This window comes from Caproiciproducens sp. MSJ-32 (genome assembly GCF_018918055.1).
GTDB lineage: Bacteria > Bacillota > Clostridia > Clostridiales > Clostridiaceae > Clostridium.
In genome coordinates this window covers 1-18,293 of sequence record NZ_JAHLPS010000100.1, presented here as the reverse complement: position 1 = coordinate 18,293, position 18,293 = coordinate 1, and the positions used below count along the sequence as shown (strand labels likewise).

General features: G+C 24.8%; 16 protein-coding genes and 1 other annotated feature. Of the genes, 13 read left to right on the top strand and 3 right to left on the bottom strand.

Annotation, left to right across the window (positions count from 1 at the left end):
* Positions 1–170: 170 nt before the first annotated feature.
* The 6 genes from KQI16_RS11005 (at position 171) to KQI16_RS10980 (ending at position 5,412) form a co-directional block, all read left to right on the top strand.
* Positions 171–515: a DUF2500 domain-containing protein gene (locus KQI16_RS11005; protein ID WP_216434428.1), complete on the top strand. Its 345-nt coding sequence runs from the start codon at positions 171–173 to the stop codon at positions 513–515.
* 184 nt (positions 516–699) lie between these two features.
* Positions 700–2,037: a tRNA (N6-isopentenyl adenosine(37)-C2)-methylthiotransferase MiaB gene (miaB, locus tag KQI16_RS11000; RefSeq protein WP_216434426.1), complete on the top strand. Its 1,338-nt coding sequence runs from the start codon at positions 700–702 to the stop codon at positions 2,035–2,037.
* Between the two features lie 255 nt (positions 2,038–2,292).
* Positions 2,293–2,598, top strand: a complete 306-nt coding sequence (locus KQI16_RS10995; RefSeq protein ID WP_216434425.1) for a hypothetical protein — start codon at positions 2,293–2,295, stop codon at positions 2,596–2,598.
* 124 nt (positions 2,599–2,722) lie between these two features.
* Positions 2,723–2,971, top strand: a binding site (T-box leader).
* Positions 2,972–3,008: 37 nt separating this feature from the next.
* Complete coding sequence (locus KQI16_RS10990; protein ID WP_216434423.1) at positions 3,009–3,491, top strand: Lrp/AsnC family transcriptional regulator; 483 nt, start codon at positions 3,009–3,011, stop codon at positions 3,489–3,491.
* On the top strand, positions 3,488–4,654 hold the full coding sequence (locus KQI16_RS10985) for an aminotransferase class I/II-fold pyridoxal phosphate-dependent enzyme (protein ID WP_216434421.1): 1,167 nt from the start codon (positions 3,488–3,490) through the stop codon (positions 4,652–4,654). The genes KQI16_RS10990 and KQI16_RS10985 overlap by 4 nt, the downstream gene beginning before the upstream one ends.
* Before the next feature lie 308 nt (positions 4,655–4,962).
* Positions 4,963–5,412 carry a hypothetical protein gene (locus KQI16_RS10980; protein WP_216434419.1) on the top strand — a complete coding sequence of 150 codons (450 nt, stop codon included), beginning with the start codon at positions 4,963–4,965 and terminating at the stop codon, positions 5,410–5,412.
* Between the two features lie 156 nt (positions 5,413–5,568).
* Here KQI16_RS10980 and KQI16_RS10975 read toward each other — a convergent pair whose 3' ends face one another.
* Positions 5,569–6,549 carry an alpha/beta hydrolase gene (locus KQI16_RS10975; protein ID WP_216434417.1) on the bottom strand — a complete coding sequence of 327 codons (981 nt, stop codon included), beginning with the start codon at positions 6,547–6,549 and terminating at the stop codon, positions 5,569–5,571.
* Positions 6,550–6,706: 157 nt separating this feature from the next.
* Here KQI16_RS10975 and KQI16_RS10970 point away from each other — a divergent pair, with 157 nt between their 5' ends.
* From KQI16_RS10970 to KQI16_RS10950, 5 genes are all read left to right on the top strand, one after another.
* Entirely contained in the window at positions 6,707–8,803 is a 2,097-nt protein-coding gene (locus tag KQI16_RS10970; protein WP_216434415.1) for a hypothetical protein, read from the top strand.
* 254 nt (positions 8,804–9,057) lie between these two features.
* Positions 9,058–9,564, top strand: coding sequence for a QueT transporter family protein (locus KQI16_RS10965; RefSeq protein ID WP_216434413.1), 507 nt, complete (start codon positions 9,058–9,060; stop codon positions 9,562–9,564).
* Between the two features lie 86 nt (positions 9,565–9,650).
* Entirely contained in the window at positions 9,651–11,312 is a 1,662-nt protein-coding gene (locus KQI16_RS10960; RefSeq protein ID WP_216434411.1) for an ABC-F family ATP-binding cassette domain-containing protein, read from the top strand.
* 177 nt (positions 11,313–11,489) lie between these two features.
* On the top strand, positions 11,490–12,905 hold the full coding sequence (locus KQI16_RS10955; RefSeq protein ID WP_216434410.1) for a DUF2828 domain-containing protein: 1,416 nt from the start codon (positions 11,490–11,492) through the stop codon (positions 12,903–12,905).
* A gap of 1,011 nt (positions 12,906–13,916) precedes the next feature.
* Complete coding sequence (locus KQI16_RS10950; RefSeq protein WP_442861809.1) at positions 13,917–14,870, top strand: tyrosine recombinase XerC; 954 nt, start codon at positions 13,917–13,919, stop codon at positions 14,868–14,870.
* Between the two features lie 67 nt (positions 14,871–14,937).
* Here the strand turns inward: KQI16_RS10950 and KQI16_RS10945 are convergent, their stop codons facing one another.
* Complete coding sequence (locus tag KQI16_RS10945; RefSeq protein WP_216434408.1) at positions 14,938–15,333, bottom strand: hypothetical protein; 396 nt, start codon at positions 15,331–15,333, stop codon at positions 14,938–14,940.
* A gap of 181 nt (positions 15,334–15,514) precedes the next feature.
* On the opposite strand from KQI16_RS10945, the gene lexA reads away from it, so the two are divergent.
* Together lexA and KQI16_RS10935 are read left to right on the top strand one after the other, a co-directional pair.
* A complete protein-coding gene (gene lexA, locus KQI16_RS10940; protein WP_216434406.1) occupies positions 15,515–16,120 on the top strand; it encodes a transcriptional repressor LexA in 606 nt (201 codons plus the stop codon).
* Between the two features lie 62 nt (positions 16,121–16,182).
* Positions 16,183–16,758, top strand: a complete 576-nt coding sequence (locus KQI16_RS10935) for a hypothetical protein (protein ID WP_216434404.1) — start codon at positions 16,183–16,185, stop codon at positions 16,756–16,758.
* A gap of 29 nt (positions 16,759–16,787) precedes the next feature.
* Here KQI16_RS10935 and KQI16_RS10930 read toward each other — a convergent pair whose 3' ends face one another.
* Positions 16,788–18,065 carry a methionine gamma-lyase family protein gene (locus KQI16_RS10930; protein WP_216434402.1) on the bottom strand — a complete coding sequence of 426 codons (1,278 nt, stop codon included), beginning with the start codon at positions 18,063–18,065 and terminating at the stop codon, positions 16,788–16,790.
* Positions 18,066–18,293: the final 228 nt, after the last annotated feature.

The window sequence follows — 18,293 nt, the reverse complement described above, 5'->3', positions numbered from 1 at the left end:
CACACAAAACATAACAAAGGAGAATGCATAAATGCTTGAGAACTTAATTATAACAAAGTGGTGCATAAATGTTTTTATTTTTTATTAATTTTTGTATGGTAATTTATTCATGTGTTTTTGCTCGTTTATAGGTATAATTTATTTTTATTAGATATTTAAGGAGTGTTTATATGTTTGATATAGTATTTTCCTTTATGTTTCCTTTATTCTTTATATTATTTTTTGGAATATTTATTTTTACAATAGTTAGAAATATAAAAGAATGGAGATTTAATAATAAACAGCCTATAATTCCTGTTGAAACTTTAGTGGTATCTAAAAGATCTTCATCTCATTATCATCATCATGAGCATAACACAACGAGTTCTACTGACTATTATGTTACCTTTGAGTTTAGCAATGGAGAAAGATTAGAATTAGCTTTACCAGCTAGAGAGTATGGATTAATTGCTGAAGGGGATAGAGGTATACTATCCTTTCAAGGAACTAGATTTATAAGTTTTGAAAGGAAATAGATATAAATATAATATAAGCGCTATTCATTATTGAATAAGCGTTTTTTATTTGACTTATTAATAGAGTTATCTTTTAATTTTATCTAAATGCAGAAGTTCTAAGAATTCAATAAATAGTTTATTTTACTTAATTATTTTGGTATAATAGCCTAGAATTGATTAATATGGAGGAGTTAGATAGTTTATGGATAAACAAGAAGTTAAAGATTTAAAATACTTTATTGAAACATGGGGATGCCAGATGAATGAAGAAGATTCAGAAAAATTATCTGGTATGTTAAAAAATATAGGATATTCTAAAACTGAAATAAAGGAAGAAGCAGATATAATTATATTTAACACTTGTTGTGTTAGAGAAAATGCTGAAAATAAAGTTTTTGGAAATTTAGGTGAGTTAAAACATTTAAAAAAGAAGAAGCCTGATTTAATAATTGCTATATGTGGTTGTATGATGCAGCAAATAGGGATGGCAGACAAAGTTTTAAATAAATTTCCTTATGTTAATATAATATTTGGAACTCATAATGCATATAAGTTCCCAGAATATTTAAATAGAGTTCAAACTGAAGGAGTTCAAGTTAAGGAAGTTTTCAATAAAGAAACAAAAATAGTTGAAGGTATTCCAATAGATAGAAAAAGCGATGTAAAGGCCTTTGTTACAATAATGCATGGATGCAATAACTTTTGTACATATTGTATAGTTCCATATGTTAGAGGAAGAGAGAGAAGCAGAAAATCCGAAGACATTATAGCTGAAATTAAAGACCTTGTATCAAAGGGATATAAAGAAATAACTTTACTTGGACAAAATGTCAACTCTTATGGTAAGGGGCTTGAAGAGGATATAGATTTTGCAAAGCTTCTTAGAAAAGTAAATGAAATAGATGGCTTAGAAAGAGTAAGATTTATGTCATCCCATCCAAAAGATTTAACAAAAGATGTTATTATGGCTATTAAAGAATGTGATAAGCTTTGTGAACAAATACATTTACCAGTTCAAAGTGGTTCGGATAGAATATTAAAAATAATGAATAGACATTATACTAAAAAAGATTATTTAGATTTAATTGATCTTATTAAAAAGGAAATACCTGATGTAGGCATAACAACTGATATAATAGTGGGATTCCCAGGAGAAACTGAAGAAGATTTTCTAGAAACATTAGATTTAGTAAAAAAAGTTGAATATGATTCAGCATTTACTTTTATATATTCAAGAAGAAATCATACCCCAGCAGACAAAATGGATAATCAAGTTCCTGATGATGTAAAACATGATAGATTTGATAGATTAGTTAAGATCGTAAATGAAAATGTAATTAAGAAGAATAAGGCTTTTGAAGGAAGAACAGTGGAAGTTTTAGTTGAAGGCTTAAGTAAGAATGATGAAACAAAATATACTGGAAGAACAAGAAATGGAAAACTAGTTAATTTTACTGCAGAAAATGTTAAAGCAGGAGATTTAGTAAATGTTAAAATAGTAAGAGCACAACCATTCTCTCTTATTGGAGTTTTAGAATAAACTCATAAAATATTAAAATTTTATGAAAATAGATATAGGTATTTATATATACTTATATCTATTTTTAATTTATATTATAATAAAATTAAAAATAACTAAATTTTTTAATCTAAATATTTATTAAATTATACTAAAAAATATTTAATGTGTGAAAAAGCTTAGAATATGTCACATTGACAAGTTTTTGACAGTAAAATATAATAAAACAGAATATAAAATGCATTTTAAATGTATATAAACAAAAGGGGGAGAATGATGTTTAAATTACTAAAATCTAAAATAGTTGGATCTATGGTAATGTTTACATTTATCTGTGCTTTAACCTTTACATTTATTTCTGTTTACGAAATTAGAACCACAGTTACTAATCAAATGATAAATGATGGAGCAAATATAGCAACTATTATTAATAGAGAAATAGGGGAATATATTTTAAATGATATTGAAAAAGTTGAAAAGATATTTAAAGAAGTAAAGGAAGAAAGTAAAAATAATATTAAATATATATATCTTGTAGATAAAAATTCTAAAATAATTCCTTCTACTATTTTTTCTAATTAGTAAATATCATTTTCTTATAAAAATATTTATTTTATTAAAAAATCAATAATATATCCATGATAAATATAAAAAATGCTATTGAAATATGTTGAGTTTGTTATTATAATATAAAAAAAGAATATCATTAAAGATAGTGATAAGGAAGAGTACTTTGATTGATCATTTAAGAGAGCTGAAAGTTGGTGGGATTTCGGCATGTTAGATCAAAGGAAGCAGCCTTTGAATTTCATACTGAAAAATAAGAATGTTTATTCTTAATTAGGTATTGACGTATTTCTCACGTTATAGAGATTTGAATGTATATTCAAACTGAGTGAGTAATGTTTAATTACTTATTAGGGTGGTACCGCGGAATTTTATCTTCGTCCCTTGTTTAGGATGGAGATTTATTTTTTATATGGAGGTTTATTATGGAAGAAATTTTAGAAATATTAGAAAAAAATTGTAGGTATAGTAATGAAGAAATAGCAAAAATGACAGGAAAGACCGTTGAAGAAGTGGAGCAAGCAATACAGTATTTTAAAGAAAATAATATAATTGCAGGTTATACAGCTTTAATTAATTGGGAGAATACAGGAAAAGAAACTGTAACAGCTTTAATAGAAGTGAAAATTACTCCTCAAAGAGGTGTTGGATTTGATAAGGTAGCTGAAAGAATATATAAATTTAAACAAGTAAAAGCTTGCTACTTAATGTCTTCAGGTGGTTTTGATTTAACTGTCATTGTTGAAGGTAAATCAATGAAGGAAGTTGCACTGTTTGTATCAGAAAAACTTGCTGTTCAAGAGTTCGTAACAGGAACTGCAACTCATTTTGTCTTAAAAAAATATAAAGATAATGGAACTATATTTAAAGAAAATAAGAAAGAAGATAGGGAGGTATTATTTATATGAATTTAGAAAAGATGATTTTAAAAAATGTTAGGGAAATGCCTCCCTCTGGTATTAGAAAGTATTTTGATTTAATTAATGAAATGGATGATGTGATTTCTTTAGGTGTTGGAGAACCTGATTTTGTTACCCCTTGGAATGTAATTGAAGCTGGAATTTACTCATTAGAGAAAGGACATACGCATTACTCATCAAATGCAGGATACATTGAACTTAGAAATGAAATTTCTAATTATTTAAATAGAAAATTTAATTTGAAATATGATCCTAAAGATGAAATATTAGTTACTGTAGGAGGAAGTGAGGGAATTGATCTTGCATTAAGAGCTTTATGCGGACCTGGAGATGAAGTTATAATACCAGAACCTAGTTTTGTTGCCTATAAAGGGTGTACAACCTTTTGTGGAGCAACCCCAGTAACTATAAATTTAAGAAAAGAAGACGAGTTTAAATTAACAAAGGAATTATTAGAAGAGGCAATAACAGAAAGAACTAAGGTTGTAGTTATTCCGTTTCCAAACAATCCTACTGGTGCTATTATGACTAGGGAGGAATTAAAGGAAATAGTAGATGTATTAAAAGATAAGGATATTATTATATTATCTGATGAAATTTATGCAGAACTTACATATGAAAATCAACATGTATCAATAGCAAGTTTTGAAGAAGTAAAGGATAAAACTTTGGTGATAAATGGATTTTCTAAAGCTTATGCTATGACAGGATGGAGACTCGGTTATATTTGTGGTAATAGAATTTTAATAGATGCTGTAAAAAAGATACATCAATACGCTATTATGTGTTCTCCAACTACAGCACAGTTTGCAGCAATAGAAGCTCTAAGAAATGGTGATGACAGTGTAAGAGAAATGAATAGAGAATATAATAGAAGAAGAAGAGTTTTAGTTGATGGATTTAGAAGCATGGGATTAGAATGTTTTGAACCACTGGGAGCCTTATATGTTTTCCCTTCAATAAAGGCTACAGGATTAAGTTCTGATGAATTTTGTGAAAAACTATTAATGGAAGAAAGAGTTTTGGCTATTCCAGGAAATGCCTTTGGCGAGTGTGGAGAAGGATATATTAGAGCTTGTTATGCTTCCTCCATGGAAGATTTATTAGAAGCAGTAAAAAGAATAGGAAGATTTGTTAGGAAGTATATGTAGGATGGTAATTTATTTTTTATATTTTTATTAGAAATTATTAATAATTGATATTATAAGTTTAAAATTAAGTTATAAACTTAAATAAGTTTGTAACTTAATTTTTTGAAAGAAAAATTTTAACAGTAATTAAAATTCTCTATATTAACTCTCTTATTTAATTATTTGTTATTATATTTTGAAAATTGATAACTACTTATAATATTATTTCCAAAATAAATTTAAACTATTCTACAATATATTTCAACATTTAAAATTTTTAAATTTTCACATACTAATAATGAAAAATAAATAAAAGGGAGGTACAAAAGATGAAAAAGAACTTATTAAAACTAATAATTTTATTATCATCTATATTTAATTGTTTAGTTTTTAATTCAGTGGAAGTTCAGGCGAAAAGTGTACAAGCTTCCGATAAAATTGAAAGCAAGTCAAATGCGCTTAGAGTTTTCAATAATTGCAATTTAAATATAGATGAGGAGAAATTTGATAGCTTTTGGACTCCTGAAAATGAAGGATATTTAGATCAAACACAAAAAACAAGAATAACAGAGTTAAGAAATAAAGTTAAAAATGGGGAAATATTATCAGGTAAAGAAAAAAATGAATTAAAAAATATGAAAGCAGAAGTTATTAGAAAAAAACTTGGTGATGAAAAGTATGCTGAGTTAGAAAAACTTATAAAAAAGAGAGAAAGTTCAGTTGATTTAACTTTAGAAGAGAGGCAAAGATTATTTGAATTAGAGAAAGAAGCTAAATAAATAGCTGCACACTAATTTAAGTGTGCAGATTTCTTATAATTAAAAATGAATGATTTATAAATAAGAAATAATTTATTATATTTTAGTTATTTTAACAAGTTTTCTATTGCTTTTAAAAAATTTTTTTATAATAGATTCAAGTTTTATAAGTTAGTTTTAAAGACTCGTATTCTTAGTTAAAAACTTAAATGTTTCATAAATTAAATAGAAAATTTCTTTTGAATCATAACCTTCAAAGTTATGATTTCCTTTTTGTAAAGTTAATAATTTTGTATCTATTTTTTTACTTTTTAATTTTTTATATAGGGATGAAGCATTTTCGTAGGGAACTATTTCATCTTCTATACTATGAATTATTAAAGTACTAGGTGAATTCTCATTAACATAATATATTGGGCTATATATATTCTTAATGATGTCGATATTTTTTAGAGCTGTTATATCCTCTTTTATATCTTCATCAATCATAGTGAAGTCTATAGTTGATAATTCAGTAGGACCAAAAATATCTATTATATATTTAACTTTAGAAGGATAATTTGCAAGAGTTTTATCGCCGATAAATTCATCATCTTCTGAATAGGCTGCCAAAAGAGATAAATGAGCACCAGAAGAAATTCCAATAAGTCCAATTTCATCAATATTAAAATTATATATATCTTTATTCTTATATACCCATCGTATAGCATCCTTTACATCAGATATTGGCTTTGAAATTGGTATATCTTTTTTTAAGAGTTCATAGGAGAGACTTATTATAGTAAAGCCCTTTTTGTTAAAAGATTCTATAATGGGTTCCATACCTATGGGGATACCATTATTACCAAATATCCAGCTTCCGCCGTGAACATAAATAACTACGGGAGATGGAGAGTTTTTATTTTTTGATATATATAGATCCATATAAACATTGTCAGAATTACTTTCTTTATATTTTAATTTACTAATATCCATATTTGTTGATGCGTAATAATCATTGAGATCATTTATTGTTGCAATACTTTTATTTGAAATTTTTGTTTGATAAATAATATCTAAAGTAATTGATAGGGGGCCTTTTAAATAAAATAAAATTATTGATGTAGTAATTAGTAAGGTTATTAAATGTAATTTGATGCATTTGTTTATATAATTCAAAAAATAACCTCCTTTAAAGATAAGATATCTATATTATTGACAATAAACTTAATATAATAAAAGCTTTAATAATAAATTAATACTTTTAAGAATATAATGTATAGATACTTTTAGTAATTATAGAGGAGGTTGTTGCAGGTTAGCAACAAAGGAGATTATGGCTTTAAATAAGGAAACTAATAATTTTAAAATAATCAATTATTTAGATTATCTTTCATATTTATCGTTAGAAAAATACAAGGATAAAATGCTATTAATAGAAGGTTTTTCTGAAGATATGTTATTATGCATTTTTGAAAAAATTCTTCAAAATTTAATTTTTAATAAAAAGAAAGTTTTAATTATATCTAGTGACTTTTTAAATGTAATAAAAGATAACAAAATAATAAAGTTAATTAAAGGAAAGGAAATTAATTTAACTGAGAATATTAATCTTAAAAAGTATTTGAGAGAACAAATATTGAATCTTCCAGAATTAACAGGAAAAACTTACATAAGTAAAGTAGATGTTATATCAAGAAGGATTAATAGGAAGATAGATATAATAACAAATTTTATAAAATTACTTCATGACAAAGATGAAAATAATTTATCCTTACTTGAAAAATATAATATTACTTATAAAAAACTTAGTAAATATGATTATTTATATAATTATTATAAAAGATTTAGAATTAAAAAGGCTCTTATGGATTATAGTTATCGAGAACTAAAGAATGCTAAGGAAAAAATAATTAATTCAAATATTGTAGATGAATATTTAAGATATAGAAGATATATAGATAATTCTATGTTTAAAGTGTTAAAGGAAGATATTAATATTTTTATTTTAAAAGAAGCATTAGTTAATTTAAAGAAACTTAATAACAGAGAGAACTTACAGATAACTTTAATTAATTCAAAATATAAGCAAGATTTTCTTGATAATTATTTTGTGAATCAGAACATGAAGGAAGAAGATGTTGATGTATTAGCTAATATTGTTAATATAAAATTCAATTCAGAATTAATAAAGAAAAAGGAGAAGAAAAGTTTCTTTAAATTTTTTAATAGAAAAATTATAGATAATGAATATGAAAATAAGCTTAATGAGTTTAAAAATATAGAAAACGATATAAAGGAAGAATATATTAGTAATCTAAATAATTTAAATTATTATATAAATGAAGTAATTTTTCTAAAGGACATATTAAAAGAAGAGGAATATAATGCTTTAATTAAAAATTATATATCTGGAGAAGATATTAAGGAAAAATTAGAAGCTTATGAAAAGATAGTTAATATTAGTATAAATATTAGAGAAACAATAAACTATATAAATACTTTAGATAAAATTATATTAGATATTTTAGATTATAGTTATTCTAATTTAGAATATAAAGATGAAATGATGAATTTGATAAGTAATTTAGATTATTTAAAGCTGCATTATGAAATAGAAAATACCGAGGTTTTAAATAAGGATTTATTAGAAAATTCAAATAAATATGAAAGTTTACTTAGTGAAATAAAGAATGATTTAAAAATAAAAGATGATTTAATTAAAAACTCTTTAAATCTTGTGTGGAATAATGTAATAAGGGAAAAACTACAAATATCAAAATTAACAAAAGAAAAAATAGAAATTGATAATGAAGAATCATATAATGATTTATTTCCTTGTATTATAACGGATTTATCATCTTTATATAGGATAGAAAATTTTAGAAAATATTTAATTAATTTTGAAAAAATAATAATTTTTGATAAAGAATTAGAAGATGAATATTTAAACTTTATAAAAGATATAAATTTAAAGGAAAAAATTATTTTATTCCTAAGAGAAGAAAATATTTGTTTAAAAGATTTGAAATATAAGGAACTTCATAGATTAAGAGAGGATTTAGATGAATTAGAAAATAATTTTAAAACAAAATGTATTATTCAAAGAAATGAAAGTTTTATGAGGGATTTATGTAAATTTATTAGAGGATTAGGATATAGTTTTATTCAAAATTATAAAATAGGTATTTATAATATACCTATTTTAATTAATGATATTAAGTTAAAAAAGAAAATTGCAATACTATTAGATGGTGACATATCAAAATTAGGTGAATATGTTATTATTGATGATTTATACATTAAAGATGAATTAAATGCTAATAATATTGAAAGTTACAGAATTTGGACAAGAGATATATGGCTTAATAAGGTAAAAAGTTATGATAAACTAGAGGAGTTTTTAAAAACTAAATTAGTGCAAATAGATTGACAAGATAATATAAACAAACTATAATAAAAAAGTAATTTAATAAGACAGTTCGAAAACCTCCTGTCTATAAACAAAACTAGGTAATAGTTAAAAATTTATTTCGTTAAATTTTGTTTATAACATAGAGGGTTCATTTTATGAATTCTCTATTTTATTTTCCGAATATATTTTATGCTATTTATTTTTAGTGTGGAGGTGTCTTTTTAGACACCTTTAATTTTTATTTAAATTTTATATAGAAAGGTTGAATATATATGAAAAATAATTTAACAAACAGATTAGTAAAGACTGGTTTAGTTGCAGCAATTTATGTTGTAGTAACACTGATAATAGCACCAATTGCTTATGGAAATTTACAATTTAGATTATCTGAAATATTAGTGTTACTTGCTTTTGTAGATCCTTTATATATAATAGGATTAACTTTAGGATGTTTTATTGCTAACTTTAATAGTCCTTTGGGAGCAATTGATGTTGTATTAGGAACCTTGGCTACCTTCTTAAGCGTTGCATCTATATATTTAACATCTAAATATATGAAGAGTAATAAAATAAGCTTACTTATAGCGTCTCTATGGCCAACAATTTTTAATGGAATAATAGTTGGTTGGGAATTGAACTTTATGTTTAGTATGCCTTTAATATTATCAATTATACAAGTTGCTTTTGGAGAATTTGTTGTAGTTTCTATTATAGGGGTTCCTTTAATGACGAAGTTATTTAAAAAATATTCTTTTAAAGTTTCAGAAAGAGCTGTATAAACAGCTCTTTTTTAGTGCAAAGAGTTGTACAAAATCTTCTTTTTAATTAAAATGAGTATATAAATATAAATAGTAAGGAGAAGAGAATGAATTTAATTACATTAGAAAATATAAGTAAAAGTTATAGTGAAAAAGTATTATTAAATAACATAAATTTAAGTATAAGTGAAGGCGATAAGATTGGATTAATTGGTTTAAATGGAGCTGGAAAATCTACTTTATTAAAAATACTTGCTGGTAGGGAAGAGTTTTTTGACGGAAATATAATTAAGGGGAAGAATGTAAGAATAGAATATTTAGCACAAAATACTGAATATAGTGAAGATGATACGATTTTAGAACAAATATTCAAAGGTGATTCAAGGGAAATGAAACTCCTTATGGAATATGAAGATCTTTTAGAAAAAATAAAAGAAAATTCATATTTAAGTGATAAATTAATAGAATTGCAAAGCCAAATAGATACAATGAATCTTTGGGATTTAGAAAGCAATGCAAAAACAATATTAACTAAATTAGGGATTAAGGACTTTAATAAAAAAATGGGGGAATTATCTGGAGGGCAAAGGAAAAGAGTTTTTTTAGCTTCTTCATTAATCGCTCCGTGTGATTTGCTTGTGCTGGATGAACCTACTAATCATTTAGATTCTGATTCTATCGAATGGCTTGAAGAATATTTAAATAATAGAAAAGGATCCTTAATTATGATTACTCATGATAGATATTTTTTAGATAGGGTAACAAATAGAATTATAGAATTGGATAGAGGAGAATTACATTCCTACAACGGTAATTATAGTAAATATCTAGAAAAGAAAGCTGAAAGATTACAAATTGAAGCTTCTAGAGAAGAGAAAAGACAAAAGCTTATTTTAAAAGAGTTAAAGTGGGTGAGAAGAGGGGCAAAAGCGAGAACTACAAAACAAAAAGCAAGGCTTCAAAGATTTGAGGAGTTAGTAAAGGAAGAATATACTGAAATAAATACAGAAATTGATATACCTTTCATCGGTAAAAGACTTGGCAAGAAAATTATTGAGATAAATAATATATCTAAGAAATATGAAGATAATATTATAATTAATGATTTTAGCTATATATTTACGAAAGAAGATAGAATAGGAATTGTGGGGCCTAATGGGGTAGGCAAAACTACATTAGTTAATTTAATTACTAAGTTAAGAGTTTTAATGTCATCTCCTAATTTATTAATTTTTGATGAACCTACAAATGATTTAGATATTGAAACACTAAAAATTCTTGAAGATTTTTTAGATGAGTATTTAGGTGTTGTTATTATTGTTTCTCATGATAGATATTTTTTAGATAGATTATGTAATAAGATTCTTGCTTATGAAGGTAAAGGATGTATAAGGGAATATGTTGGTAACTATAGTGATTATTTAATTGCTAAAGAAAGGTTTATAATTCAACCGAAAGAAGATGATAAGACAGTTAAGAAGGAAAAAACTAAGAAGAATGGTGATAATAAAAGAGCATCAAAGCCTAAATTCAGCTATAAGGAACAAAAAGAATTTGAAACTATTTACTTTGATATTGAAGACTTGGAAAAAAATATAGAGGAAATAGATAAAAAGATGAATGAAAATTCAAGTAATTATGGTCTATTAAATGAATTATTAGCTGAAAAGGAAGAATTGGAAGAAAAACTTTTATATAAATATGAAAGACTTGAATACTTAGAAGAGTTAAACAGGCGTATAGAGGAATATAAAAATGATAATCTTTAATCAAAAGAATTTTATATTAAGTAAAAACTTAAATTTTAATAGTCTAAAAAGGATTACAATAACATAATATTTAAATGAGATACTAACAGCTGATAAAAAATTGTATCTAGTATTTTTAGGCACTAACAGCTATTTAATAATGTGTCTTGTATATAAATATTATGAAAGGAAATTTGCATGGATAATTTATTAATTAAATTTAGAAATGAAATGATAAAACTCTCAGAAATAGATCTGGGAGAGGATGTTTTATCAGAGGATAATCCATTATATGATTTTATCGATAATATTAATATTATTAGAAAAGAAGAAGAGAGCAGGATAATAGCAAGATTTGTAAAATGTATTAATTATAAATATAAAGAGGCTCTAAAGCTTTTTATATTTATTCGTGATAAAATTAATGGTCTTGGAGAAAGAAGAATTTTTAAGGTGCTATTAAGATATCTTGCTGAAACTAACCCGAATTTTATTTTAAAAAATTTATTATTAATACCAAAGTATGGAAGATATGATGATCTATATGCCTTATTTAATACTTCTTTACAAAAGAATGTTATAGAATTGTTTAGAGATCAAATATCAAAAGATATAATTGCTGAAAAGCCCTCAAATTTAGGAAAGTGGCTAAAATCAGAAAATACATCTTCTGAAGAAGCAAGAAAATTAGCTTTAGAGACAAGATTAGGTTTGGGTTATTCAAGTAAGGAATATAGAAAACTTTTATCTTTTTTAAGAGAAAGAATAGGGGTTTTAGAAAAAAATTTAAGCTTAAAAAGATATGATAATATAAATTATAAAGAAATTAGTTTAAGGAAGATAATAAGATATAAAAATTTATTTTTAAAAGAAGATCTAATATATTTTAAAGAATATTTATATAGCGATGATTTTGTATTAAAAGACCCTTTACCAATAATTATTGAATTATATAATAATATTGGAACTTCAAAGGAAGAAAAAGATTTAAATATAAAATTATTTAATAAATATTTAAAAAGTATTAAGAGTTACACAAAAGATGATACTTTGGTTGTAAATGCAATAACAGAAGAAAGCAAAATTAAAAAGTATATTTATGTATTTATAATGATGTTTCTTATATATAAAAATTTAAATTCAAGCGGATTTAAAAATTACTATATCTACTTTGAAGATTATCCAAAATTTAAAAAAATTAATGGAGAAGATTTGTTTAAGGACATAGAGGCAATAAAATCTACAAATAATAAAAAAGGTAAGTTATTCGAAGCTTTGGATCTTCTGTTATTTACAATTTTAAGAAAAAATATAAGTTTAAATGATATACCTGAAACTATATTATATATAACTAATTCTTTTGAGAATTTAAATGCTAGTGAAATTAATAAATATTTTGAAAAAAATTGGTTTAATATAAGAAAGAAACCTAAAATAAAGCTTCTAAATTTAAATAGCGAAAAATTTAAACTGTATAAAGAAGAGAATGTTATTTTTATAAATGGATATAAAAGTAAATATCTAAAAAATATAATTGAAGAAATAGAAGTTGATGAGGTAAAAGAAGTAAGAGAAAAATTTAACAATATAACTTATGAGATAGAATACATTTAAATATATAAAAGTTAAACTCTAAATTAAATGATAAAATCAATCATTTAATTTAGAGTTTTTAAGAAATAAATTACTTTTATGATAATAAAGAAAGTACTTTACATAATATTTATTATGTTTAAATTTAAAATTATATTTGATGACATTTAATAAATTGATTCAATTAAAATTTATAAAAAATATATTTTATAATTCAATAAAAAATTTATTGAATTATTATAAATCATTACTATTAGAGAATTTAATAAAATCATAAATAGTAACACCAGTGGATAAAAATGTGAACATAAATATACAAAAAATTTTTATAGCAAAAATTAATAAAATATTCTTATAAATTACAATATTACATAGAATGTCTTATAAAATTAATTTTTTATAAGAACTATTAAAATATATAAGTCTTTATGTCAAATAATATAAAAAACATCTATTTATATATTAGTTATATTAGATTTTTTATTAATTTAGGTAAGTTTTAATATAAAATACACAAGATTTATTTCGCTAAATATACATTTAGTGAAATTCGTTATGTTGAAAAATAAAAATGTCTATGATATAATAAAATCAAGGCTTAATGAGCATTTCGGAGGTGTAAAAAACATGAATTTGAATGCGAAAAATAATAAATATAAAAATTATTCTTATTCAGAAGATATAATGTCGCTTTTGCAGGTGAAATTGTCAGATAAAGAATTAAATAAATTAAAAAAAGTTTATGATGAATATAAAAAGCTTAATACAGAAAAAGTTTATGAGCCTATAATTGAAGATATATTTAAGTTGACGGTTATTCATAAGTTGACTACTACACAGCTTGCAACTATATATAATACAGGGGTAAGAAATATTCAGATTTGGCTAAAAGATCTGGGTCTTAATCGCAGTATAAAAAAAGCGAAAAAAATTGCTAAGAAAAATAGTTCAAAAATAGAGATCAATTCTGCTGAAAAAATTAATTCAAGTAATAATTATATCCTATCTAAGTATGGCGTTGAACCAGTTGAAATTAAAAATTTACCAGAAAGTGTTGTTGATTTTTTAAATTATTTAGAAACAATAAAAGGAAAATCGATAAATACAATTAATGGTTATGAAATAGACCTAAGTTTGTTTTTTAGATTTTTAAAACTATATAAAGGATTAGTTCAAGATTATGAAGCTGAAATTAATCTTAAAGATATTGATAATGATTTTATTAGAAAAATTAAGCTTACTGATTTATATGCCTTTTTATCTTATACAGAAAAACAAAGAGATAATGGATATCATGCTAGAGCTAGAAAAGTTGCAACTTTAAAGGCATATTTTAAATTCTTGCAAAACAAAGCTAAAATTATTGATTATAATCCAGCTTTAGAACTTGAATCACCAAAAATTAATAAAAGACATCCAATATATCTAACTCTTGATGAAAGTTTGAAACTACTTAATAGCCTAGATCCAACTGATAAGAATTATTATAGGGATTATTGTATTCTAACTTTATTCTTAAATTGTGGTATACGTTTATCAGAACTTTGCAGTATTAAAATTAATAAGATTAAAGGAGATACTTTGAGTATTATAGGTAAAGGAAATAAGGAAAGAACGGTTTATTTAAACGATGCCTGCTTGAAGGCTATAAATAATTATATGAAAGTTAGAGATGATACAAAATGTGTAGGTGATGCAAAAGAGTACTTACTACTCTCCTCCCGTTTTAAGCCAATAAACAAAAGGACTGTTGAATTACTGGTAAAAAAACACATACAAAAGGCTGGACTTGATTATACTAAGTATACTCCGCACAAGTTAAGGCATACTGCTGCTACTTTAATGTACAAGCATGGTAATGTTGATATAAGAAGTTTACAAAGTATTTTAGGACATGAGAATATTTCTACCACACAAATTTATACCCACGTTGACGATGAAATTTTAAGAGATGCAATTAAATCTAATCCATTATCAAAATTATAAATAAAGAACACATGCAAAAAATTCTTTGCTTGTGTTCTTTATTTTGTTTAGATAATTCAATAATAATTTATCCTTTATATTTTCTAAATCCAGGGTAAACTTCTTCAGTTAATTCTTCAAAATCTCCTTCTGCAAAAATATCTAAATCATCAATATATTCTACTTTATCAAAAGCATCGATATAATTATGATCTATATAGCCTTCTTCTATATAAGAATAGCTGTCATCGATAAAAGTTCCTGTTTCTACTTCAAAGTTTTCTTTTTCTTCCTTTATTGTCCCCAATACTTCTTGAAATTCTTTCTCTAAAAACTCATTTTCTTCAACTGTTTTAGCAATATCTTCTATTTTAATAGCTCTTAAATCTACTCCGTATTCTTTTAAACAATCCCCGCAATTATCACAAATTCTGTTAGGATATATATCACAATAATCATCTTCAGTATATTTGTTTAAATTCATGATTAACACCACCTATACCTATGTTATTTTTACATAAGTTATATTATAACAAATAGATTATATCATATCAATTAATATATTTTAATGTAATATATTTTAATGGAAATATCATTTTAATAGAACGTAAGTTTGATATTAAACTTATTGTATGATATAATATTTTCAAAGCGAGGTGTTAATAATGGACGAACTCAAAGATAAACAATTGGAAATTTATGAATTTTTGAAAATATTTACTGAAGCTAAAGGTTATCCTCCTTCCGTTAGAGAAATATGTGAAGCTGTTAATTTAAAATCAACTTCTACTGTTCACGGCCATTTAAGAAGACTTGAAAAAAAAGGATTAATTAAACGTGATCCTACTAAACCTAGGGCATTAGAAATTATAGAGAATACTCTTAATAAAAAAGAAATGCTTAATGTGCCTTTAGTTGGAAGAGTTACGGCTGGAATGCCTATTTTGGCTACGGAAAACATAGAAGATACCTTTCCTATTCCATTAGATTATATTAAACATAATAATGAATTGTTTATGTTAAGAGTTACTGGAGATAGTATGATTAATGCAGGGATCCATGATGGTGATTATGCAATAATTGAAAGAACTGCAACAGCTCAAAACGGTGATATAGTTGTAGCATTGATAGAAAACGATGCTACTATAAAAAGATTCTATAAAGAAGATGGGCATATAAGACTTCAACCTGAAAATGATACTATGGAACCTATTATTGTTAAGGATTGTTCTATACTTGGTAAATTAGTAGGATTATTTAGAGCCTATTAAGCATATTAATTTGATAAGAGTCATATTATAATATATGACTCTTATTTTTTTGGAGGTGTACATTGAAAATTACCATTTATAGAAAAAATAATCTAATAGATGATGAAAAAAATTTACAAATAGATGAAAGTAATATTCCTAAGAATAAATATAATTTTATTATACTATTATTTAGAGTTATAACAGCTTGTATTTTTGCTTTTGGTCTTGGATATTTACTATTTCCATCAGTTGATGACTTTTTAAATGACTTTATTATTGTTGGTATAAAGTTTATATTTATACTTGTTTTTATGTATTTTGTTTTAGGATACTTATTTATTTTTTTAAGTACTATGTTTCTTCCAAAAGCTTTTCAAGAAGCTCATATTAAAGTTTATTTAAGAGTTTTTTCAGCAAAGGTAAGATCTAAAGAAAGGATTAATGAAAGCAGAATTGTGTTCTCATTATTAATACCGGTTATTATATTATCTCTGCTTCCAATAATCTATTTTGTAGTAAATGGATTTAATATTTACTTATATGCCTTTATTTCAGCATCTACTATAAAAGCTGTTTCTTACTTGTTTTATGCTATTTTGTATACTGCAAAATATTCTGAAGATATTAATATAGAAATATATGATTATATTAATTAAAAAAGCTGCAATTAAGCAGCTTTTTATATTTATATAATGTTATTTAATGCTATCAATATTCCTGTTTTGGCATGATCGAAGGTAAGTCCTCCTTGAAGATATGCAATGTATGGTTCTCTAATTGGGGCATCAGCTGATAATTCTATTGAAGAGCCTTGTATAAAAGCTCCAGCAGCCATTATAACTTCATCATTATAACCTGGCATTGCCCATGGTTCGCATTCTACAAAAGAATCTATAGGAGAACCTTTTTGAATTCCCTTGCAGAATTGAATTAATTTTTCTTTATCCTTAAACTTAATTGCTTGAATTATATCACTTCTCTTTTCATTATATTTAGGTAATACTTCAAAACCAGCTAGTTCCATAATTTTTGAACAGAATACAGCACCTTTAACAGCTTCCATAGCAATATGAGGAGCTAAAAATAAGCCTTGGTATAATTGTCTCATAACACCGAAAGTAGAACCACACTCTCCTCCTATACCAGGAACGGTTAATCTAAAAGCAGCCTGTTCAACGTATTTAGCCTTACCTGCGATATATCCTCCTGTTGGTGCAATGCCTCCACCTATATTTTTAATTAAAGATCCAGCCACTAAATCTGCGCCAACATCTGTTGGTTCAATAGTATCAATAAACTCGCCATAACAGTTGTCTACAAAGACAATAATATCATTTCTTATGTCTTTTATAAATTTTATAATTTCTCCTAATTCCCTTACTAAAAAAGAATTTCTCCATCCATAACCGGTACTTCTTTGAATATGTACAAGCTTTATGTTCTTATCTTCTAATAAGGTTTCTTTTATTTTATCAAAATCAAATTTTCCATCTTTTAAATCTACTTGTTTGTAATTGACACCATATTCCTTTAAGGATCCTATGTTTTCTTTACCGCTTATACCAATCACATTATGAAGCGTATCGTAAGGTGTTCCTGAAATACATACCATTGTATCTCCTGTCCTTAAGTTTCCCATTAGAGCGCAACCTAAAGCATGAGTTCCATTAACAAAATGTGGTCTTACTAATGCACTTTCAGTGTTAAATACTCTAGCATATACTTTATCTAAGGAATCTCTTCCGATATCATCATAGCCATAGCCTGAGGAATTAGTAAAATGAGCTTCGCTTATTCTTTCTTCTTGTAAAGCTCTTAAAACTTTCATTTGATTATATTCTCTTATTTCATCATAAGCTTCAAAAACTTCCCTAACATCCTTTAGAGCTTGTTTATAAAGTTCTAAAGTTGCAGGCTTAATTTTATAATTTTTCATCATTAATTCTTCAGTTACTTTTAACATACAAATTATTACATAAAATAAATTATGTAAACTCTCCCCTCTATAAATAATATTATTACATAATTATCATATTAACATATTTTATAAATTTTTCAAAGGCTATTATAAAAGGGGCTGTCGCATTAGCGGTTAAAAATCGCTAATGCTCAGCTCTTATTTTGTACTGTTTTATATGAATTTTAAAGAGTTTTTCAAATAAATTCATCTCTACTCCTTAAAAATGGCGCA